15 protein-coding genes are annotated in these 20,357 nt (G+C 57.3%); 7 read left to right on the top strand and 8 right to left on the bottom strand.

The genetic code is table 11. The features are described from left to right. The first annotated feature begins 15 nt into the window (after positions 1–15). From ACLIBF_RS01045 to ilvA, 3 genes are all read left to right on the top strand, one after another. A complete protein-coding gene (locus ACLIBF_RS01045; RefSeq protein ID WP_031377328.1) occupies positions 16–945 on the top strand; it encodes a branched-chain amino acid transaminase in 930 nt (309 codons plus the stop codon). Between the two features lie 62 nt (positions 946–1,007). Then, positions 1,008–2,858 (top strand): dihydroxy-acid dehydratase, encoded by a 1,851-nt coding sequence (ilvD, locus tag ACLIBF_RS01050; protein ID WP_031377329.1) that lies wholly within the window; start codon positions 1,008–1,010, stop codon positions 2,856–2,858. A gap of 1 nt (position 2,859) precedes the next feature. Further along, positions 2,860–4,407, top strand: a complete 1,548-nt coding sequence (ilvA, locus tag ACLIBF_RS01055; RefSeq protein WP_031377330.1) for a threonine ammonia-lyase, biosynthetic — start codon at positions 2,860–2,862, stop codon at positions 4,405–4,407. Here the strand turns inward: ilvA and ilvY are convergent, their stop codons facing one another. Then, on the bottom strand, positions 4,408–5,289 hold the full coding sequence (gene ilvY, locus ACLIBF_RS01060) for an HTH-type transcriptional activator IlvY (RefSeq protein ID WP_031377331.1): 882 nt from the start codon (positions 5,287–5,289) through the stop codon (positions 4,408–4,410). Between the two features lie 163 nt (positions 5,290–5,452). Between ilvY and ilvC the strand changes: the two genes are divergently transcribed. Beyond that, positions 5,453–6,928 (top strand): ketol-acid reductoisomerase, encoded by a 1,476-nt coding sequence (gene ilvC, locus ACLIBF_RS01065; RefSeq protein WP_031377332.1) that lies wholly within the window; start codon positions 5,453–5,455, stop codon positions 6,926–6,928. A 729-nt stretch (positions 6,929–7,657) separates the two neighbouring features. Here ilvC and ACLIBF_RS01070 read toward each other — a convergent pair. The 3 genes from ACLIBF_RS01070 to ACLIBF_RS01080 all read right to left on the bottom strand — a co-directional run bounded on the left by ACLIBF_RS01070 (position 7,658) and on the right by ACLIBF_RS01080 (position 11,225). Then, a complete protein-coding gene (locus ACLIBF_RS01070) occupies positions 7,658–8,989 on the bottom strand; it encodes an MFS transporter (RefSeq protein WP_031377333.1) in 1,332 nt (443 codons plus the stop codon). A gap of 277 nt (positions 8,990–9,266) precedes the next feature. Beyond that, positions 9,267–10,280, bottom strand: a complete 1,014-nt coding sequence (yhjD, locus tag ACLIBF_RS01075; RefSeq protein ID WP_031377334.1) for an inner membrane protein YhjD — start codon at positions 10,278–10,280, stop codon at positions 9,267–9,269. A 45-nt stretch (positions 10,281–10,325) separates the two neighbouring features. Beyond that, positions 10,326–11,225, bottom strand: a complete 900-nt coding sequence (locus ACLIBF_RS01080) for a LysR family transcriptional regulator (RefSeq protein ID WP_031377335.1) — start codon at positions 11,223–11,225, stop codon at positions 10,326–10,328. A 115-nt stretch (positions 11,226–11,340) separates the two neighbouring features. Here ACLIBF_RS01080 and ACLIBF_RS01085 point away from each other — a divergent pair, with 115 nt between their 5' ends. After that, a complete protein-coding gene (locus ACLIBF_RS01085) occupies positions 11,341–12,099 on the top strand; it encodes an SDR family NAD(P)-dependent oxidoreductase (RefSeq protein ID WP_089561893.1) in 759 nt (252 codons plus the stop codon). A gap of 45 nt (positions 12,100–12,144) precedes the next feature. On the opposite strand, the gene ACLIBF_RS01090 is transcribed toward ACLIBF_RS01085, so the two are convergent. Further along, on the bottom strand, positions 12,145–12,993 hold the full coding sequence (locus ACLIBF_RS01090; RefSeq protein ID WP_279809599.1) for a PhzF family phenazine biosynthesis protein: 849 nt from the start codon (positions 12,991–12,993) through the stop codon (positions 12,145–12,147). A 108-nt stretch (positions 12,994–13,101) separates the two neighbouring features. On the opposite strand from ACLIBF_RS01090, the gene ACLIBF_RS01095 reads away from it, so the two are divergent. Further along, on the top strand, positions 13,102–13,725 hold the full coding sequence (locus ACLIBF_RS01095; RefSeq protein ID WP_031377338.1) for a glutathione S-transferase family protein: 624 nt from the start codon (positions 13,102–13,104) through the stop codon (positions 13,723–13,725). Here the strand turns inward: ACLIBF_RS01095 and ACLIBF_RS01100 are convergent. Continuing rightward, positions 13,692–15,179, bottom strand: coding sequence for an aminotransferase-like domain-containing protein (locus tag ACLIBF_RS01100; protein ID WP_046289383.1), 1,488 nt, complete (start codon positions 15,177–15,179; stop codon positions 13,692–13,694). The two genes, ACLIBF_RS01095 and ACLIBF_RS01100, sit on opposite strands and share 34 nt — an antisense overlap. 134 nt (positions 15,180–15,313) lie before the next feature. On the opposite strand from ACLIBF_RS01100, the gene ACLIBF_RS01105 reads away from it, so the two are divergent. Next, positions 15,314–15,901, top strand: a complete 588-nt coding sequence (locus ACLIBF_RS01105; RefSeq protein ID WP_031377050.1) for a LysE family translocator — start codon at positions 15,314–15,316, stop codon at positions 15,899–15,901. Here the strand turns inward: ACLIBF_RS01105 and ACLIBF_RS01110 are convergent. Next, positions 15,898–18,282, bottom strand: a complete 2,385-nt coding sequence (locus ACLIBF_RS01110; protein WP_089561891.1) for a phosphoketolase family protein — start codon at positions 18,280–18,282, stop codon at positions 15,898–15,900. The two genes, ACLIBF_RS01105 and ACLIBF_RS01110, sit on opposite strands and share 4 nt — an antisense overlap. Positions 18,283–18,406: 124 nt before the next feature. Beyond that, positions 18,407–20,020 carry a malate dehydrogenase (quinone) gene (gene mqo / locus ACLIBF_RS01115; RefSeq protein ID WP_069729072.1) on the bottom strand — a complete coding sequence of 538 codons (1,614 nt, stop codon included), beginning with the start codon at positions 20,018–20,020 and terminating at the stop codon, positions 18,407–18,409. Positions 20,021–20,357: the final 337 nt, after the last annotated feature.

Raw genomic sequence — 20,357 nt, forward strand, 5'->3', positions numbered from 1 at the left:
CGAGAGGGAATAAAAATGAGCACGAAGAAAGCAGACTTTATTTGGTTCAATGGCGAGATGGTTAAGTGGGAAGAGGCGAAGGTTAGCGTCATGTCCCACGCGTTGCACTATGGTACGTCGGTATTTGAAGGCGTGCGCTGCTACGACTCTCACAAAGGACCGGTTGTGTTCCGTCATCGCGAACACATGCAACGTCTGCACGACTCCGCCAAAATCTATCGTTTCCCGATTAAAAGCAGCGTTGATGAGCTGATGGAAGCGTGCCGCGAAGTCATTCGCGTCAATAAACTGAAAAGTGCCTATATCCGTCCGCTGGCGTTCGTCGGTGATGTGGGACTGGGCGTGAACCCGCCAGACGGTTTCAGCACCGATGTAATCATTGCCGCCTTCCCATGGGGTGCTTACCTCGGTGCCGAAGCGCTGGAAAATGGTATCGATGCGATGGTGTCTTCATGGAACCGCGTAGCCCCTAATACCCTGCCAACAGCGGCTAAAGCGGGTGGTAACTACCTCTCCTCATTGCTGGTGGGCAGCGAAGCCCGTCGTCACGGCTATCAGGAAGGCATCGCACTGGACACCAACGGCTACATCTCGGAAGGCGCCGGGGAAAACCTGTTCGAAGTCAAAGATGGCATTCTGTTCACTCCGCCATTCACTTCTTCAGCGCTGCCAGGCATCACCCGCGATGCCATCATCAAACTGGCGATCGACATGGGTATCGAAGTGCGCGAGCAGACGCTGTCACGCGAATCGCTCTATCTGGCGGATGAAATCTTCATGTCCGGTACCGCAGCAGAAATCACGCCGGTACGTAGCGTTGACCGTATCCAGGTTGGCGAAGGCAAGCGCGGCCCGATTACTGCCCGTATCCAGCAGGCCTTCTTTGGTCTGTTCACTGGCGAAACCGAAGACAAATGGGGCTGGTTAGATCCGGTAAACCCGTAATCAGATTCAGCGCGGGCGTTATCTGACGCCCGCGAGCCTATTCTTACTGGAGTAAATAGAGCATGCCTAAGTACCGTTCCGCCACTACCACCCACGGCCGTAACATGGCGGGTGCCCGTGCCTTATGGCGCGCGACAGGAATGACCGACGACGATTTCGGTAAACCGATTATCGCAGTGGTTAACTCATTCACCCAATTTGTACCTGGCCACGTTCATTTGCGCGATCTCGGCAAACTGGTCGCCGAGCAGATCGAAGCGTCAGGCGGTGTGGCCAAAGAGTTCAACACCATCGCGGTGGACGACGGTATTGCCATGGGTCATGGCGGCATGCTGTATTCACTGCCTTCGCGTGAGCTGATTGCTGACTCCGTCGAGTACATGGTCAACGCGCACTGCGCCGACGCCATGGTCTGCATCTCTAACTGCGACAAAATCACTCCGGGAATGCTGATGGCGTCGCTGCGCCTGAATATTCCGGTGATCTTTGTATCCGGCGGACCGATGGAAGCGGGTAAAACCAAGCTTTCCGATCAGATCATCAAGCTGGATCTGGTTGACGCAATGATTCAGGGTGCCAACCCGAACGTCAGCGACGCCGACAGCGAGCAGATTGAGCGTTCAGCCTGCCCAACCTGCGGCTCCTGCTCCGGTATGTTCACCGCCAACTCGATGAACTGTCTGACCGAAGCGCTTGGCCTGTCACAGCCTGGCAACGGCTCCCTGCTGGCGACCCACGCCGATCGTAAAGAGCTGTTTATCAACGCCGGTAAACGCATCGTCAGCCTGACCAAACGCTACTATGAGCAGGATGACGTCAACATGCTGCCGCGTAACATCGCCAACAAGGCCGCTTTTGAGAACGCCATGATGCTGGATATCGCCATGGGCGGGTCCACCAACACCGTGCTCCACCTGCTGGCAGCCGCACAGGAAGGCGAAATCGACTTTAATATCTCCGACATCGATCGCCTGTCACGCAAAGTGCCTCAGCTGTGTAAAGTGGCACCAAGTACGCCGAAATATCACATGGAAGATGTGCATCGCGCGGGTGGCGTCTTCGCCATTCTCGGCGAGCTGGATCGTGCCGGCCTGTTCGACAGCAGCGCCCGTAATATCCTGCAGCAGACCATGCGTGAAACGCTGGATCAGTACGACATCATGCTAACCAAAGATCAGGCGGTAAAAGATATGTTCCGCGCGGGTCCGGCGGGTATTCGTACCACCCAGGCGTTCTCGCAGAATTGCCGCTGGGATACGCTGGATGACGATCGCGCAGAAGGCTGTATTCGCACCCGCGAGCACGCTTATTCACAGGATGGCGGCCTGGCCGTGCTGTACGGCAACATCGCGGAAGATGGCTGCATCGTTAAAACTGCCGGCGTAGATAAAGAGATCCTCACCTTCAGCGGTCCGGCCAAAGTCTATGAAAGCCAGGATGATGCGGTTGAAGCGATTCTGGGCGGTAAAGTGGTGGCGGGCGACGTGGTGGTGATCCGCTACGAAGGGCCTAAAGGCGGCCCTGGCATGCAGGAGATGCTCTATCCGACCACTTATCTGAAATCGATGGGTCTGGGCAAGAGCTGCGCGCTGATCACCGATGGCCGTTTCTCTGGCGGTACCTCTGGTCTCTCCATCGGTCACGCCTCGCCTGAAGCAGCCAACGGCGGCACCATTGCACTGGTCAAAGATGGCGACACCATCGAAATCGATATCCCTAACCGCGGCATCAAACTGGCCGTGCCGGATAACGAACTGCATGCCCGCCGTGAAGAGCAGGAAGCGCGCGGTGATGCGGCGTATACGCCGATCAATCGTCAGCGTGAAGTCTCCTTTGCGCTGCGTGCCTACGCATTACTCGCGACCAGTGCTGACAAAGGTGCCGTCCGCGATAAGAGCAAGCTGGGAGGCTAAAATGGCCGAGTCTCAACCGCTACCCGAGGCGCCCTGCGGCGCCGAGTATTTGCGCGCCGTGCTGCGTTCGCCGGTGTATGAAGTGGCACAGGTAACGCCGCTGCAGGTTATGGAAAAAATTTCATCGCGTCTGGGCAACACCATTCTGGTGAAGCGTGAAGATCGTCAGCCGGTGCACAGTTTCAAACTGCGCGGGGCTTACGCGATGATCGCCGGACTGAACGAAGAGCAAAAAGCGCGCGGCGTGGTGACGGCATCAGCCGGCAACCATGCGCAGGGTGTGGCGCTCTCCGCCAGCAAGCTGGGCATTAAATCGCTGATTGTGATGCCGCTGGCGACAGCAGATATCAAGGTTGATGCGGTGCGCGCATTTGGCGGTGAGGCTTATTTGTTTGGCGCCAATTTTGACGAAGCGAAAGCCAAAGCGATTGAGCTGTCAGAGCAGCGCGGCTACACCTTTGTGCCGCCGTTTGACCACCCGGCCGTGATTGCCGGGCAAGGCACGCTGGCGATGGAGCTGTTGCAACAGGATGCACATCTGGATCGGGTGTTTGTCCCGGTTGGTGGCGGCGGACTGGCGGCTGGTGTGGCGGTATTAATTAAGCAGCTGATGCCGCAAATCAAAGTGATTGCGGTTGAGTCTGAAGATTCCGCCTGCCTGAAAGCGGCGCTGGAGGCCGGCCATCCGGTCGATCTGCCGCGCGTCGGGCTGTTCGCTGAAGGCGTCGCGGTCAAACGGATTGGCAGCGAAACCTTCCGGCTGTGTCAGGCCTATATCGACGACATCATTACCGTCGACAGTGATGCGATCTGCGCTGCGATGAAAGATCTGTTCGAAGATGTGCGGGCCGTAGCGGAACCTTCTGGCGCGCTGGCGCTGGCGGGCATGAAGAAGTATATCCAGCAGCACGACATCAAAGGCGAACGGCTGGCGCACGTCTTATCGGGCGCTAACGTCAATTTCCACGGTCTGCGTTACGTTTCTGAGCGCTGCGAGCTGGGCGAACAGCGCGAAGCGCTGCTGGCGGTGACCATTCCGGAACAGCAGGGCAGCTTCCTGCGGTTCTGTCAGACGCTGGGCGGACGGTCGATTACCGAGTTCAACTACCGCTATGCCGATGCCGACAAAGCCTGCATTTTTGTTGGCGTGCGGCTGACCCGCGGTCTGGAAGAGCGCAGTGAAATCATCAGCCAGCTCACCGACAGCGGTTATCAGGTGGTTGATCTTTCGGATGATGAGATGGCCAAGCTGCACGTGCGTTATATGGTCGGCGGACGGCCTTCCAAGCCGCTGCGTGAACGACTGTTCAGCTTTGAATTCCCGGAAGCGCCAGGCGCCTTGCTGAAATTTCTGCAAACGCTCGGTACCCACTGGAATATTTCGCTGTTCCACTACCGCAGCCACGGTACTGACTACGGTCGCGTACTGACGGCGTTTGAGCTGGGTAACGATGAGCCACGCTTTGAGGAGCATCTTACCGACCTGGGTTACGACTTTCACGACGAAACGCAGAACCCGGCATTCCGCTTCTTCCTGGCGGGCAGCTGATTACAACTGGCTCCAGAAAGCACTGATCAGCGGCTCGCCGAGCCGCTTTTTCTGCACGCAGACACCGAGTTCAAACGGTGCCACCGATTCAACATTCTCCAGCATCATGACGCGGTTACGCACCGGTTCCGGACTATTCTCCAGCACCACGTCCGGCAACAGGGCGATACCGCATCCCAGCGCCACCATGGAAACAATCGCCTCATGGCCGGATACCGTGGCGTAAATTAACGGATTCGCAATGCGATGACGGCGGAACCACAAATCGATACGCCGGCGCGCCGGCCCCTGCTCCGGCAGGATAAACGGGATTTGCGACCATTCCGGCAGCGCCTGAGTGGCCTGAGTCCGCACCGCGCAGGGTAACGCTGGCGCGATCAGCACCAGCGGAATCAGCCCGAGCGGCATAAAATCGATGCTGGCCGGTAAGGTTTCAGGCCGTCCGGCAATCGCCAGATCGGCTTCGCCGGTGTGCACTTTCTCTACCGCATCGGCGGCATCACCGGTGTTAAGTTTGATTTCTACCTGCGGGTGCTCGGCACGAAAACGGTCGAGGATCGGCGGCAGGTGGCTGTAGGCTGCGGTCACCGAGCAGAACAGGCGCAGCTCGCCGCTGAGCGACGGGCCGTTGAGATCCATCACGTGGCGCAGCTGCTGATATTGCAGCAGCGTCTGCTGAGCAAACTGGCGCAGGCGTTCGCCCGCTTCTGTCAGCGTGACGGTGCGGTTATCACGCAGAAACAGCGCATGTCCGACATCCTCCTCCAGCCGCTGAATCTGGCGCGAGAGCGTGGAGGGACTGACGTGCATCGCACGCGCCGTGCGGCCGAAGTGACAGCTTTCGGCCAGATGAAGAAACAGTTTCAGATCTCGTAAATCCATATGCGCGTCGCCTTAACGTGATGTTGCATTTATTGCAATGTGACGTTGTTAATATATCAATTTAAGCAACAGAATTCCTGTCATATGATGGGGTCATTCGCGGCGCTGCACTACACGCCGTCCCTGAACAAAAAAAAGCAAACACAACCTCACTGGAGTACCCATGGCTAACTATTTCAACACATTGAACTTGCGCAACCAGTTAGCGCAATTAGGTAAATGTCGTTTCATGGCACGCGAAGAATTCGCCGATGGCGCCAGTTTCCTGAAAGGCAAAAAAGTCGTTATCGTTGGCTGTGGTGCGCAGGGCCTGAATCAGGGTCTCAACATGCGTGATTCCGGTCTGGACGTCGCCTATGCACTGCGTGCTGAAGCGATTGCGGAGAAACGCCCTTCATGGCGCAAAGCGACCGATAACGGTTTCAAAGTGGGTACGTACGAAGAGCTGATCCCGCAGGCGGACCTGGTCGTTAACCTGACGCCGGACAAGCAGCACTCTGCGGTGGTTCAGGCGGTTCAGCCCCTGATGAAAGATGGCGCCGCGCTGGGTTACTCTCACGGTTTCAACATCGTGGAAGTGGGTGAAACCATCCGTAAAGATATCACCGTAGTGATGGTCGCGCCGAAGTGCCCGGGCACCGAAGTGCGTGAAGAATACAAACGTGGTTTTGGTGTGCCGACGCTGATCGCGGTTCACCCGGAAAACGATCCTAAAGGCGAAGGCATGGCGATTGCCAAAGCCTGGGCCGCAGCGACCGGTGGCGATCGTGCTGGCGTGCTGGAATCTTCCTTCGTGGCAGAAGTAAAATCTGACCTGATGGGCGAGCAGACCATCCTGTGCGGCATGCTGCAGGCGGGTTCACTGTTATGCTTCGACAAGCTGGTGGCGGAAGGGACCGATCCGGCCTACGCCGAAAAACTGATTCAGTTTGGCTGGGAAACCATTACCGAGTCGCTGAAGTTCGGCGGCATCACGCTGATGATGGATCGCCTTTCTAATCCGGCAAAACTGCGGGCTTATGCGCTGTCAGAGCAGCTGAAAACCATCATGGCGCCGCTGTTCCAGAAGCATATGGATGATATCATTTCGGGTGAGTTCTCTTCCGGCATGATGGCTGACTGGGCCAATGACGATAAAAACCTGCTGACCTGGCGTGAAGAGACCGGCAAAACCGCTTTCGAAACGGCCTCGCAGTATGAAGGTAAAATCGAAGAGCAGGAGTACTACGACAAAGGCGTATTGATGGTAGCGATGGTTAAAGCGGGCGTTGAGCTGGCGTTTGAAACCATGGTCGATGCCGGCATTATCGAAGAGTCTGCCTACTATGAATCACTGCATGAGCTGCCGCTGATCGCGAACACCATCGCCCGTAAGCGCCTGTATGAAATGAACGTGGTTATCTCCGATACCGCTGAATACGGCAACTACCTGTTCTCATTCGCCGCGGTGCCGTTGCTGAAAGAGTTCATGACCACGCTGCAGCCGGGTGACCTGGGTAAAGCGGTTGAAGGAACGCAGGTAGATAACGCGCAGCTGCGTGACGTCAACGAAGCCGTTCGCCAGCATCCGATTGAAGCGGTCGGCCGTAAACTGCGTGGCTATATGACTGACATGAAACGCATCGCTGTTGCGGGCTAATTAGCGTCACCACCGTTTTCAGCAAAACAAACCCCGGCTTGCCGGGGTTTTTTGTTTATCAATCGATGGGCACCTCCTGTAGACGTGCCTATGGTCTGGCCGCTTCACTGTGAAACCGTGGCTGTACAAGCAACACGGTCAGATCGGAAAGACGCAAAATCCGCCTTCCCTGGCACGCCTGGCTCGCGCGATTACGCATCTCATCCCTGAGTGCACCCGTCACCGGGCCAATGACTGGCGTTTTTTTCCCGGGGACGGATGCTTTCCTCCTCTACCCGTATTGCCTGCGCATTGAGTTTATTCGTTGCGGCCAGAATTACCCTGATTGGGTTTGTGAGCCGTCTGAAGCGTTCCGCTGACCGCCTGAAACGTATGCCGAAGTCAACGCGATGGGCGCATACGCCTGTAGCAAAGCATCGCGGGCCATGGACAAAAACGCCGGGAGCGTTTTTGAACAACGCAAAGCGTTGGCCCGTTTACGGGCGCACCTCAGGGATGAGGTGCGTAATCGCCCGCGCTGAGCATGCCAGGGATGGCGTCTTTTGCGTCTTTGCGAAAGGCGTATGCGCCCTGAGCCTGCGCACTAACCTCAACACGACGCCTTTAGGGCTGCGCATTAACCTGAGCCTTCAGCCTGCCGTTTTTCTACCTGATGATGCCAGCGCCAGGCGAGAGCCATAAAAAAACCCAGCGGCTGCCGGGTTTTTCACTGACCTTCATACAACGGGATTAGACGTCATACAGCGTCTGATTGCGCGTCTCTTTACAGGCGATCAACGCAATCAGCGTCAGCACCGCCATCGAAGCCAGATAGAACCCTACCGCCTGCAAACCGTAATTCGCATTCAGCCAGGTGGCGATATAGGGCGCGACAGAGGCACCGAGAATCGACGACAGGTTATAGGAAAACGATGCGCCGGTATAACGCACTTCAGTCGGGAACAGCTCCGGCAGCAGCGCGCCCATCGGACCAAAGGTCAGGCCCATAATGCTCAGACCCAGCAACAGAAACGCCATCACCAGCGCCTGCGATCCTGAACCGAGCATCGCCGGGAACAGAAACGAAAAGGCGATAATCATCAGCGTAATGGTGATCATCGTCTTACGGCGACCAAAACGGTCAGCCAGCAGCCCGGCAATCGGCACCATCACGCCAAAGCCAATCACGGCTAACATCAGCATCCACAGCATACTGTTACGCGGAATACCCAGTCCGGCCGGTGCCGGCGTGGTGCCATAACTCATCGAGTAGACGGTCATGATGTAGAACAGGGTATAGGTCGCCAGCATGATAAAAGTGCCGAGAATGGTGGCAGTCAGATGCTTACTCAGCAGCGCGGCAATCGGTACCCGCACCTGCTTTTTCTCTTTCTGCACTTTGGCAAACACCGGACTCTCATGCAGCGACACGCGCACATACAGGCCGATCAATACCAGCACCGCAGAGAGAATAAACGGCACGCGCCAGCCCCACTGCATGAACTGCTCATCGGTCAGCAGCCATGACAGCAGCAGGAAGGTACCGTTAGCGAAGAAGAAGCCAATCGGCGCGCCAAGCTGGGGGAACGACCCATACAGTGCACGCTTCTTCGCCGGGGCATTTTCGGTGGCCAGCAGCGCCGCGCCGCCCCATTCTCCGCCGAGCCCCAGACCCTGACCGAAACGTGCCAGCGCCAGCAGCAGCGGAGCCAGCACGCCAATGGTTTCATAACCCGGCAGCAGACCGATCACCACGGTCGAGATCCCCATGGTCAGCAGCGAGGCGACCAGGGTTGCTTTACGGCCAATGCGATCGCCAAAGTGACCAAACACGGCCGAACCAATCGGACGCGCAATAAACGCGATCGCAAAGGTCGCCAGTGACTGTAGCGTGGCGACGGTGGCGTCACCCTGCGGGAAAAAAATGTGCGGGAAAACGATCACCGCGGCAGTGGCATAAATATAAAAATCGAAGAACTCAATGGCCGTACCGACCAATGAGGCGATCACCACTTTGCTGCGCGAATTAACCGGCGTGGGGTCCTGTTGCTTGTCGAGTGTTTCTGAGATGGAGGCTTGCATAACTGTTTCTTATTTGTAAATACAGATAAAGAATCTTACGCACCTGCCAGACGTCATTCAATGCTGAAACCCGCGTCGTTACTGGCTTCGCCGGGCAAAGAGAGGATAATTTCTGTCGTCCGGGGAATGTCGGAGGATGCCGGGGTAAACCGGGCTAAATCTGGCGGGATACTCTACGAAAGGGCTAAATAAAAGTGACCCCTCAGCTATTCATCCTGTTATGTGGATAAAAAATAGCCTCGGGGTGATATTTTCCGCTGTTGTTAACCGCTGGTGATTATTGCGGGTGAGAAGGGCGACCCGCCTGTGGCATTTGCGGATCGTCTTTATATTTTGCAGTAGCGATCCAGGCGGCACAGAACAGCGTCAGGCGGGCGAAGAAATAGAAGAACGCCATCAGACCGAGTACCGAGCCAAACGCCGCGCCAGACGGCGAGGTCGCCAGCTTCGGCAGCGTCAGCGTCATGACAAATTTGATCACTTCGAAACCGACCGCCGCCAGCAGCGTACCGCGGAACAGCGCTTTCTTGCGCGGCTTGTGACGCGGCAGGATCCAGAAAATCCAGAGGAACAGCAGGTAGTTAGCCAGCACTGAAATCGAGGTGGCGATAATGGTCATTGCCGGACGGAGCCAGTCGATGCCGTCCAGTCCCAGTGCGCTGACAATCATCGCCTGTGCCGAACCGGCAACCGAGGTCAGCGACAGCGTAATCACCAGCGCCAGCATCAGGCCGGTCAGCGACAGGAAATCGCGGATATAGCGTTTCCAGATTTTCTCCTTATCGTCGGGTTTGCGCTCCCACACGTCGCGCGACTGGGCCCGGATCGCTTCCCGCAGATTCCCCATCCAGTTAAGACCCGAATAGAGCGCCAGCAGTAACCCGGTAATACCGACGGTAGCGCGCTGCTGAATCGCGGTATTGACGGTATTTTTCAGGGTGGTAGCCAGCGTCGGATCGCTGATGCTGCTGACGATTTTGTTGATGATATCGGTCAGCAAATCCTGATTCGATGCCAGCACAAAACCCACGGCGGCAAACGAGACCATCAGAATCGGGATCAGCGATAAAAAGGAGAAGTAGGTAATCGCTGCGCCAAACTGGCTGCCGAGCCGATCGTTAAACCGTTCCAGCGCGCGGATAAAATGCGCCACCGCCGGAATCGCCTGAAACCAGGCGGCAAAACGCGAAACGCGCACAATCGATTGGTCAACAGAAGGGTTGCCGGTTTTAATATCGATCAGCGGTTTTGGCGGCTGCGTATCCTGTGGATTTTCCTGCTTGTCTGTCATAGACCTTCACTGTCCTGTTTATCATTAAAATCAAAGTATAGCCGCTCAGGTGACGTACTCCTGTAGTACCTGACTCAGCCACTCCATAAATACCCGCACCCGTCGGGCGACATTGCGCCGATGCGGATAGAGCAGGTGGATCGGCATCGGCCTGGCGGGAAAATGGTGCAGTACTTCAACCAGTTCACCCTGCTCCAGCAGCTTCTGAATGCCGATCGCCGGCACCTGAATAATGCCTAAGCCGGCCAGACAGGCGGCGCGGTAGGTCTCGGTGCTGTTCACCGTCACTACGCCACCGGTGTGCACATAGTGGCACTGCCTGCCGTCAAAATATTCAAACCCTGGCGACGGCTGACCCAGTTGCTGGCTGTAATGCACCATGGCGTGCTGCGACAACTCTTCCAGCCGGATCGGTCTGCCGAAGCGCGAAAGGTAGCCAGGGCTGGCGCAATTGATCAAGGTGTAAGTCCCAATTTTTCGTGCAATTAAACCTGAATCTTTCAGCTCGCCGACCCGAATCACGCAGTCAAATCCTTCGCGGATCACATCGACCTGACGATCGCTGCTGCTCAGCTCAATCTCCACGCCCGGATAGTGCTGTAAGAACTCCGGCAGTCGCGGCAGGATGAAGCCGGTCGCCATCGCCACTGACATATCGACCCGCAGTTTGCCGCTGAGCGTGGCGGGATCGTGCTGAAACAGGCTGTCCATATCGTCAATCATCGACAGCAAATCAAGACAGCGATCGTAATAGACCAGCCCATCCTGCGTCAGCTGTACCCGGCGGGTGGTGCGATGCAACAGGCGGGTCGCCATCTGATTTTCCAGCGCCTGAATCTGCCGCGACACGCTGCCTTTGGGTAAACCTAAACTTTCTGCGGCGCGGGTAAAACTGCCCATTTCGGCAACCCGAACAAACACCTGCATTGCGTGAATTTTATCCATGTTGTGCACCGATTGTTGTTCTTATTGAAACAGTGATCTCTATTTCGATCTGTTTATAGATCAATTATTCAGGAATATCTTTAAACCGTGTTCAATTTTCCAACAGGTGTGCAACATGAATCATAAAATTGCGTTGATTACCGGAGCAAACCGCGGTTTAGGCCGCAATGGAGCGTTAAAACTGGCTGCCAGAGGCGTTGATATCATTCTGACCTATCGCAGTCACGCTGACGAGGCACAGGCGGTGGTGAAAGAAATTGAAGCGCTGGGTGCCCGCGCAGTAGCGCTGGCGCTGGATGTCGGTGAAAGCAGCCGCTTTGATGCGTTTGTTGAGCAGGTCCGCCAGCAGCTGCAGCAGTACTGGCAGCGCGAGCAGTTTGACTATTTAGTGAACAACGCCGGTCATGGCCATTACAAAGCCTTCACCGACACCACCGAGCAGGAGTTTGACGCGCTGGTTAACGTCCATTTTAAAGGACCTTACTTCCTGACGCAGAAGCTGCTGCCGCTGATTCAGGATGGCGGGCGCATCCTCAATATTTCCAGCGGCCTGACGCGGCTGGTGTATCCGGGTTCCAGCACCTACGCGGCGATGAAAGGAGCGATGGAGGTCCTGACGCGTTATCAGGCGAAAGAGCTGGGCGCGCGGCGGATCCGCGTCAATATCCTGGCACCTGGCGCGATTGAAACCGACTTCGGTGGCGGTCGGGTGCGTGATACCAAAGAGCTTAACCAACAGATCGCCGGCCTGACCGCGCTGGGTCGGGTGGGATTGCCGGATGACATCGGTGACGCCATCAGCGCCATTCTGAGTGACGAAACCGGCTGGATCACCGCCCAGCGTATCGAAGCGTCTGGCGGCCAGGGGATTTAATCGCCGGCGGCCTGGCGGACAGCAAATCCACCGGGCCGCGGCGTGTCAGAGTGAGATGGTTCCGTCAATCACCGTCACGGTATTGCCGCCAATCCAGATTTCATCCCCGGCAAAAGTGACCTGCACCCGACCCGCGCGTTGCAGTACGGTGCCCTGACGCACCCGGTAATCCGTGGTCTGGCCGGCCGCCGCGAAGTAGCGGGCCAGACAGGCATTGGCGCTGCCGGTGATCGGATCTTCGGTCAGGCTGCCATATTCAACCAGCAGGCCGCGCACTTCATACTGCTCACTTTCGCCCAGCGGCAAACGGCCAAAGGGCATCACACCCGTCACGCCTGCATGTTTAATCAGCCGCTGCAGATCGCTGACGTTGGGCTGAAGCGCCAGCACCGCGTCGGCGCTGACCATCGGCACCAGCAGCCAGCGAATCCCCATATCCACCACCGTCGGGCTTTGGGTCAGATCGAACGCGTCGCTGTTTAACGCATTGCCCATCAGGGCGTCCTGCCATGGCGTAATGGTGGCCGCCGGCGCGGCAAACGCCAGCGCACCGTCTGCGGCAATCTTGATCCGCACGTTACCGACGCCGCACTCCTGCACAATTTCGCCCGGCGTCCGGGTTGGCCAGCCTGCTTCCAGCAGCGCATGCGCGGTGCCGAGCGTCGGATGACCGGCAAACGGCAGTTCACCCTCGACGGTAAAAATGCGCACCCGATAATCGGCCTGGGCATCCTGTGGCGGCAGCACAAAGGTGGTTTCCGACAGGTTGGTCCAGCGGGCGATGGCCGCCAGCTGGCTGTCGCTTAACCCCTGTGCATCCATGATCACCGCCAGCGGATTACCGTTAAAGGCGGATGAGGTAAACACATCGACTTGCTTAAACGCGACCTTCATTGTCACTCCTTGCTTATTGTGGTCAGAATGGCCTTTTCTCTGCCGGATGATTGCTTATAGCAGGTAACAGGACTATGAATAAGTTAAAGATTTCACTGGAGACTGTGAATGTTAACCATCCTCGGACGTACCTCTTCTATCAACGTGCGCAAAGTGTTGTGGCTCTGCGACGAGCTTGACCTCGATTACCTGCGGGAAGAGTGGGGCGATGGCTTCCAGTCAACCCACTCACCTGAATTTATGGCACTTAACCCGAATGCGATGGTGCCGGTGCTGAAAGATGACGATCTGGTCATCTGGGAATCCAACGCCATCCTGCGCTATCTGGCAAACGCCTATGGCGGCGAATGGCTCTACCCGATCCATCCGCAATCGCGGGCACCGATCGATCAGTGGATGGACTGGCAGTCTACCGAGCTCAACACCTCATGGCGCTACGCTTTTATGTCACTGGTGCGTCACTCGCCGGCCCATCAGGACCCGCGCCTGCTGGCGGCAGCCTGCAAAGGCTGGTCGCATACCATGAGCATTCTCAACCAGCAGCTGGAAAAAACCGGCCGCTACGTCGCCGGACGTAACTTCACTCTGGCGGATATTCCGATTGGCCTGGCGGTGAACCGCTGGTTTGAAACGCCGCTCGACCATCCTGATTATCCGGCGGTGCGCCACTATTACGAGCGCCTGACCGAGCGCCACGGCTACACCGTCTGGGGCCGCAACGGCACGCCGTGATCCTCGCCAGCGGGCAGGCCGGCTAGCTCGCAGGCTATTTCACCGGCGCGGCGGATTGCCCAGCTGTAGCGATCGTCAAACGGATAGCAGCAGGAGAGACGCAGCGCGTGGTTGTAGCGTTCACTGAGCGAGTAAAGGGCACCAGGCGTGACGCAAATCTGCTCCTGCAACAGCCGGTCAAACATCTCGGTAGTATTGACGCCGCCCGGCAGTTCGACCCAGAAGACAAAGCCACCGCGCGGCAGCGTGGCGCGGGTGCCCTGCGGGAAGTGGCGGGCGATTAACCCGCGCGCCTGATCCAGATTGGCGGCATAGCGACGGCGCAGGGTGCGCAGATGGTGATCATAGCCACCGTTAGCCAGGAATTCCGCCAGCGTTTCTGACAGCAGCGCCGATTCCGCCATCGATGACACCGCTTTTAACCGGGCAATGGCGCTGTGGAAGCGTCCGGCGGCGATCCAGCCGATACGAAAATCGGGTGCCACGGTTTTGGTAAAGCTGGTGCAGTAGAGCACCCAGCCATCGCGATCAAAAGCTTTTACCGCCGGTGAAAGCGGCCAGTCGAACTGCAGTTCGTCATACAGTCCATCCTCAATCAGCGGAACGTGGTAAGTATTCACTAACTTCGCCAGCCGCTTCTTGTTTGCCAGCGACATGCAGTAGCCAAGCGGATTCTGGGCGCTCGGCATGGCGATTAACGCCTTAATACGCTGCTCCTGTAGCAACATCTCCAGCGCATCCAGCGACAGGCCATGCTGTGGATCGGTCGGGATTTCCAGCGCCTTCAGGCCCAGCGACGCCAGCAGCGGAAACAGAAAGAAGTAGGTCGGCGACTCCAGCCCGACGCAGTCACCGGGTTGCGTCACGGCACGCAGCGCCAGCTGCAACGCCTCCATGCAGCCGTGGGTCAGGGTGATCTCATCGGCGGTCAGCGTCTGTCCGGCGTGCAGCGCCCGCCGCGCGATCTCCTCCCGTAAGCGCTCACTACCGGGCGGAAGCGCATAGCGCCCAATCATATTGGGATGACGGCGCAGCAGCGCGGCGGTTATCCGGCCAATACGCGCCGCAGGAAACAGCTCACTATCCTGCGGGCAGGCCAGCGAAATATTGATGTAGTCGGGATGATTCTGGGCGGCAAACACCTTATCGATCAGGTCGAGTTTTTCACTGCTGGGATCGCGAACCCGGGCTTTATGCGGATCGTGCCGGGTCACCGCCGGCAGCACACCGCGCACGTAGTAGCCCGACTGTGGACGCGCCTCAATCAGGCCGCGATCTTCCAGCAACTGCCAGGCATTCAGCACGGTATTGACGCTGACCTGATGCGATTGCGCCACGCGCCGGATGGCGGGCAGGCGTTTGCCGGGCTTCAGCGTGCCCTGATGGATAGCCTCAGCGAAGTTGTCAGCCAGCTGCTGATAGAGACGCTGATCGGGTAAAGGAGCAAGGGACACAATAGCCTCCGGACGCGATGGGTACAATCGCTGTTAATCGAAACTGTAACCATCACAATAGTGATTTTGTGTCACTGTTACCATTCCTTTTCACGCCGTAGCATGAAGCTCTGTTGATAATCAGGAGTGCCATCATGCTTGATCCCTCTTTTTTCAGTTACGTGACCGTTATGTCCATTACGCCTGGTCCGAATAACCTGCTGCTGGCGACTTCAGGCGTCAATTTCGGCATGCGCCGCACGCTGCCGATGGTGTTTGGCATTCTGGTGGGTTGCGCGCTGCAAACGGTGATCGCCGGGGTCGCGCTGGAGGTCTTACTGCACTGGATGGCGGCGATTCGCCTGCCGCTGACGCTGGCAGGCTGTGCCTATCTGTTGTGGCTGTCGTGGAAGATTTTTCGGGCTGCGGCACCTGAAGCGCGCAGCAAACCGCAGCCAATGACGTTACTGGGCGGCGCCTGTTTCCAGGCGATCAATCCCAAAGCCTGGCTGATGGCGACCAATGTGGCGTTGTTGTACAGCGCCAGCAGCGGCGTGCTGACGGTGATGCTCGGCTTTATGCTGCTGAATCTGCCCTGCATTTTGATCTGGGCTGCGCTCGGCGATCGCCTGCGCAGCCATCTGCAAATTGCCTGGAAGCGTCAGCTCTTTAACAGCCTGATGGCGCTGTCGCTGGTGGCGACCACCGTCTGGATGCTGACGGACGCGTTGCAGGCCGTTTAATCCGGTGCGCCGGGTGCCGTTGCCGAAGGCCATTTCCAGTTCTGCACCTCCGGCACATCTTCACCGTGTTCACGCACATAGCGATGATGTTCAGCGATGCGCTCCTGCAGATCGTCCAGCAGTTCAGGATGCGCATCGGCCAGCCCGGGCACGCGCAGGATCGCCTCCTGCGCCAGATGATAACGGTCAAGCTCATTCAGCACCGTCATATCAAAAGGCGTGGTGGTGGTTCCCTCTTCAATAAAGCCGCGCACATGGAAGTTACGGTGGTTATTGCGCTGATACGTTAGCCGATGCACCAGCGTCGGGTAGCCGTGGAAGGCAAAAATCACCGGTTTATCCACGGTAAACAACGCATCAAACTCCGGGTCTGACTTGCCATGCGGATGTTGATCCTGGGTCTGCAGCGCCATTAAATCGACCACGTTGACTACCCGGATTCGCAGCTCGGGCAGATAGTCACGCAGCAGGTCGACCGCCGCCAGCGTCTCCATGGTTGGCACATCGCCGGCACAGGCCATCACCACATCCGGTTCGGCATCATCCGGCGTGGTACCGGCCCAGCGCCACTCTCCCATACCCGCTTCGCAATGGCGAATGGCGCTCGCCATATCCAGCCACTGTGGCGCGGGCTGCTTACCGGCCACAATCACGTTGATCCGATCCCAGGTACGCAGGCAGTGATCGCCAACCCATAACAGCGTATTGGCATCAGGCGGCAGGTAGATGCGTACGATATCGGCTTTTTTGTTGGCAACGTGATCGATAAAGCCTGGGTCCTGATGGCTGTAACCATTGTGATCCTGACGCCAGACGTGAGAAGAGAGCAGGTAGTTGAGCGATGAGACCGGTTTACGCCAGCCCAGTTTGCGCGTCACTTTGAGCCACTTGGCATGCTGGTTAAACATCGAATCGACGATATGAATAAAGGCTTCATAGCAGTTGAACAGGCCGTGACGGCCGGTCAGCAGATAGCCCTCCAGCCAGCCCTGACACTGGTGCTCGCTCAGGATCTCCATCACCCGGCCATCACGTGCCAGCTGCTCATCGTAAGGTTCTATTGCTTCCAGCCAGGTGCGGCTGGTGGCGTCAAACACCGGCGTCAGGCGGTTAGAGGCGGTTTCGTCCGGGCCAAACAGGCGAAAGTTATCGAGGTTACGCTCAAACAGGACCCGCAGGTAGCGGCCGAGCTGCTCGGTGGCCTGCGCCATCTGCGAGCCCGGCTCGCCGGTATCGAAGGCAAATTCGGCAATGTCCGGTGTATCCAGCTCGCGACGCAGCAGGCCGCCGTTGGCATATGGAGAGGCGCCCATGCGCTTATCGCCCTGCGGAGCCAGCGCCTGCAGCTCCGGTTTCAGCCGTCCCTGCTCGTCAAACAGATCGTCAGGCTGATAGCTTCGCATCCAGGCTTCGAGAATCTGACGATGGCCTTCATCCTCACGGCAGGCCGCGACCGGCACCTGATGCGCCCGCCAGAAACCTTCCACTTTTTTGCCATCCACGGTTTTGGGGCCGGTCCAGCCTTTCGGGCTGCGCAGCACAATCATTGGCCAGCGCGGTACGCCGCTGCTGGCTTTGCCAGTGCGCGCCTGCTGCTGGAAGGCGGCAATTTTACTGAAAGCGTTATCCAGCGCTTCCGCCATCAGCGGGTGCATTTTTTCAGGCTGATCGCCGCTGACGAACAGCGGCTCATAGCCGTAACCGCTGAACAGCTGGCGCAGGTCTTCATCACTGCTGCGGCCGAGGATGGTCGGATTGGCAATCTTGTAACCGTTGAGATGCAGAATCGGCAGCACCGCACCGTCCCGCGCAGGATTGAGGAATTTAATACCGTGCCAGCTGGAGGCCAGCGGTCCGGTTTCCGCTTCGCCGTCGCCAATCACGCACGGCACAATCAGTTCCGGATGATCAAACGCTGCGCCAAACGCATGCGCCAGCGAGTAGCCCAGTTCGCCGCCTTCATTAATGGAGCCGGGCGTTTCCGGTGCCGCGTGGCTGGGAATACCGCCTGGAAAGGAGAACTGCTTAAACAGGCGTTGCATACCCGCTGCATCCTGACTGACATGCGGATAAATTTCGCTGTAGCTGCCTTCCAGCCAGGTATTGGCGACCATGCCGGGACCACCATGACCCGGTCCGCAGACATAGATCAGATTCAGATCGCGCTGGCGAATAATCCGGTTGAGATGAGCATAAATAAAATTCAGACCGGGCGTGGTGCCCCAGTGACCCAGCAGGCGGGGTTTGATGTGCTCTGGTTTCAGCGGTTCGCGCAGCAGTGGATTGTCCATCAGGTAAATCTGCCCGACAGACAAATAGTTAGCCGCGCGCCAGTAGCGGTCAAGAAGCTCGAATTCCGGTGCAACGTTGGGTTGAGACATGCCGTTTCCTTCTGAAAGTTCAGCTAAAACATCTCTTAACCCTAATAGAGAATAGCGCAGTCAACCAGGCGAGCGGCAAACAAAAAGGCCCCACAGCGGGGGCCTTGAGAGAGCAGGGACTGAATTACTTACCGACAACAAAGGCGGTTTCGCGCCCTTCATCGTTGGCAGCCATCGGCGTTACCGGGGTGTAATCGAGCTGCAGAATACGGCTGGTTTCCGCCAGCACCTTCTCGGTCAGCGCCACGTCACCGTTCAGCTTGCGTCCCCATGACGGAATAACGGCGCGGATTTTATTCTGCCATTCTGGCGATGCCATCTGCTCAGGGTAGACCTTGTGCAGCAGCTCCAGCATGATCGGCGCAGCCGTTGAGGCTCCTGGCGAAGCACCCAGCAGCGCCGAAATCGAGCCATCCTGCGAGGCAACCACTTCGGTGCCAAGACGCAGTACCGCGCCCTCTTTCTCATCTTTTTTGATGATCTGCACGCGCTGACCGGCGGTGACTAAACGCCAGTCTTCCTGCTTCGCCTGTGGCACATAGGCGCGCAGGGCATCCATCCGATCGCGATCGCTTTGCAGCACCTGATCCATCAGATATTTCACCAGATCAAAGCTTTTCAGCCCCACTTTAACCATCGGCAGCATATTGCTGCTGTTCAGCGAGGTGAACATATCCAGCAATGAACCCTGCTTCAGGAACTTGGTGGAGAAGGTGGCAAACGGCCCGAACAGCAGCACCTGCTTGCCATCCAGCACGCGGGTATCGACATGCGGTACCGACATCGGCGGTGCGCCGACGCTGGCTTTGCCGTAGACCTTGGCCATATGCTGCGCCACCACCTGCGGATTTTCAGTCACCAGGAATGAGCCGCCTACCGGGAAACCGGCATAGCCGTTGGCTTCCGGTACGCCGGCTTTCTGCAACAGCGGCAGCGCCGCGCCGCCAGCACCGATAAAGATATTTCTGGCGGTCAGCGTGCGGCGGGTGCCGCTCGCCAGACACTGCAGCGTAACCTGCCAGCGACCATCGCTCAGGCGCGTCAGTTCACGCACTTCCTGACGCAGACGCAGGCGGAAATTGGCCTTCTTCTCTAAGGAGGCGATCAGCTGGCGCGTCACTTCACCGAAATTGACGTCGGTTCCCATTTCGGTCCAGGTGGCCGCCACTTTCTGACTGCGATCACGGCCTTTCATCACCAGCGGGATCCAGCCAGCAATCTGCTGCGGATCTTCGGAGTAGGCCATGCCACGGAACAGGGTGCTTTTCTGCAGCGCCTGGAAGCGTTTGCGCAGGAACTCGACATTGTCGTCGCCCCAGACAAAACTCATGTGCGGCGTGCTGTGGATAAAGCTTTTTGGATTGCGCAGGTTGCCCTTCTGCACCTGTGAGGCCCAGAACTGACGGGAAATCATGAACGATTCGTTGATCGTCACCGCTTTAGAGATGTCGATGCTGCCATCGGCACGCTGTGGCGTATAGTTCAGCTCGGCCAGCGCGGCATGGCCGGTGCCTGCATTGTTCCAGCCATTGGATGACTCTTCTGCCACGCTGTCCAGCCGCTCTACCATCTCGATAGACCAGTCCGGTTCCAGATCCTGCAGCCATGCGCCCAGGGTGGCGCTCATCACGCCCGCGCCAATCAGCAACACGTCAACGTCTTTGCGCTCCTGCGCGGTAGTGGTGTCCTTTGCCATGGCGCTCATCGCGAGCGCAAGGTTTACTGCTGAATTGCACATGAGGCGACATCTCCTCTTCTGTTGACCTGAAGCTCAACAGTTTTGCAGGCGAAATAGTCACGCTTCTTTCGAGCGCGTTGCGCTATTTCTCAAAGGTTAAGACTCAGGTATAGGTTAAAGCGGTGATAACGGGTTAACTGCACGTTATGCTTTGTCATGCGAATATAACATTCTCGCATCTGAATTAAACATTTGTTTATTTTTTAAATGCAGAAATGATTCAGCATAAGAATTAATCATGGCGGCAGAGGCAGTATAAGTGATTTTTTATTGATAACTCAGTAGCTTAAGAGAGTTGGTTGTTGCAGGAACGCGCCATCATGGTGCAGCGCCCGCT

This window comes from Pantoea sp. PGP6 (assembly GCF_053474785.1).

Bases quoted from the DNA above. Each gene is read 5' to 3' on its own strand.
- ACLIBF_RS01045 (WP_031377328.1), top strand. From the start codon at position 16: ATGAGCACGAAGAAAGCAGACTTTATTTGGTTCAATGGCGAGATGGTT.
- ilvD (WP_031377329.1), top strand. From the start codon at position 1,008: ATGCCTAAGTACCGTTCCGCCACTACCACCCACGGCCGTAACATGGCG.
- ilvA (WP_031377330.1), top strand. From the start codon at position 2,860: ATGGCCGAGTCTCAACCGCTACCCGAGGCGCCCTGCGGCGCCGAGTAT.
- ilvY (WP_031377331.1), bottom strand. From the start codon at position 5,289: ATGGATTTACGAGATCTGAAACTGTTTCTTCATCTGGCCGAAAGCTGT.
- ilvC (WP_031377332.1), top strand. From the start codon at position 5,453: ATGGCTAACTATTTCAACACATTGAACTTGCGCAACCAGTTAGCGCAA.
- ACLIBF_RS01070 (WP_031377333.1), bottom strand. From the start codon at position 8,989: ATGCAAGCCTCCATCTCAGAAACACTCGACAAGCAACAGGACCCCACG.
- yhjD (WP_031377334.1), bottom strand. From the start codon at position 10,280: ATGACAGACAAGCAGGAAAATCCACAGGATACGCAGCCGCCAAAACCG.
- ACLIBF_RS01080 (WP_031377335.1), bottom strand. From the start codon at position 11,225: ATGGATAAAATTCACGCAATGCAGGTGTTTGTTCGGGTTGCCGAAATG.
- ACLIBF_RS01085 (WP_089561893.1), top strand. From the start codon at position 11,341: ATGAATCATAAAATTGCGTTGATTACCGGAGCAAACCGCGGTTTAGGC.
- ACLIBF_RS01090 (WP_279809599.1), bottom strand. From the start codon at position 12,993: ATGAAGGTCGCGTTTAAGCAAGTCGATGTGTTTACCTCATCCGCCTTT.
- ACLIBF_RS01095 (WP_031377338.1), top strand. From the start codon at position 13,102: ATGTTAACCATCCTCGGACGTACCTCTTCTATCAACGTGCGCAAAGTG.
- ACLIBF_RS01105 (WP_031377050.1), top strand. From the start codon at position 15,314: ATGCTTGATCCCTCTTTTTTCAGTTACGTGACCGTTATGTCCATTACG.
- ACLIBF_RS01110 (WP_089561891.1), bottom strand. From the start codon at position 18,282: ATGTCTCAACCCAACGTTGCACCGGAATTCGAGCTTCTTGACCGCTAC.
- mqo (WP_069729072.1), bottom strand. From the start codon at position 20,020: ATGTGCAATTCAGCAGTAAACCTTGCGCTCGCGATGAGCGCCATGGCA.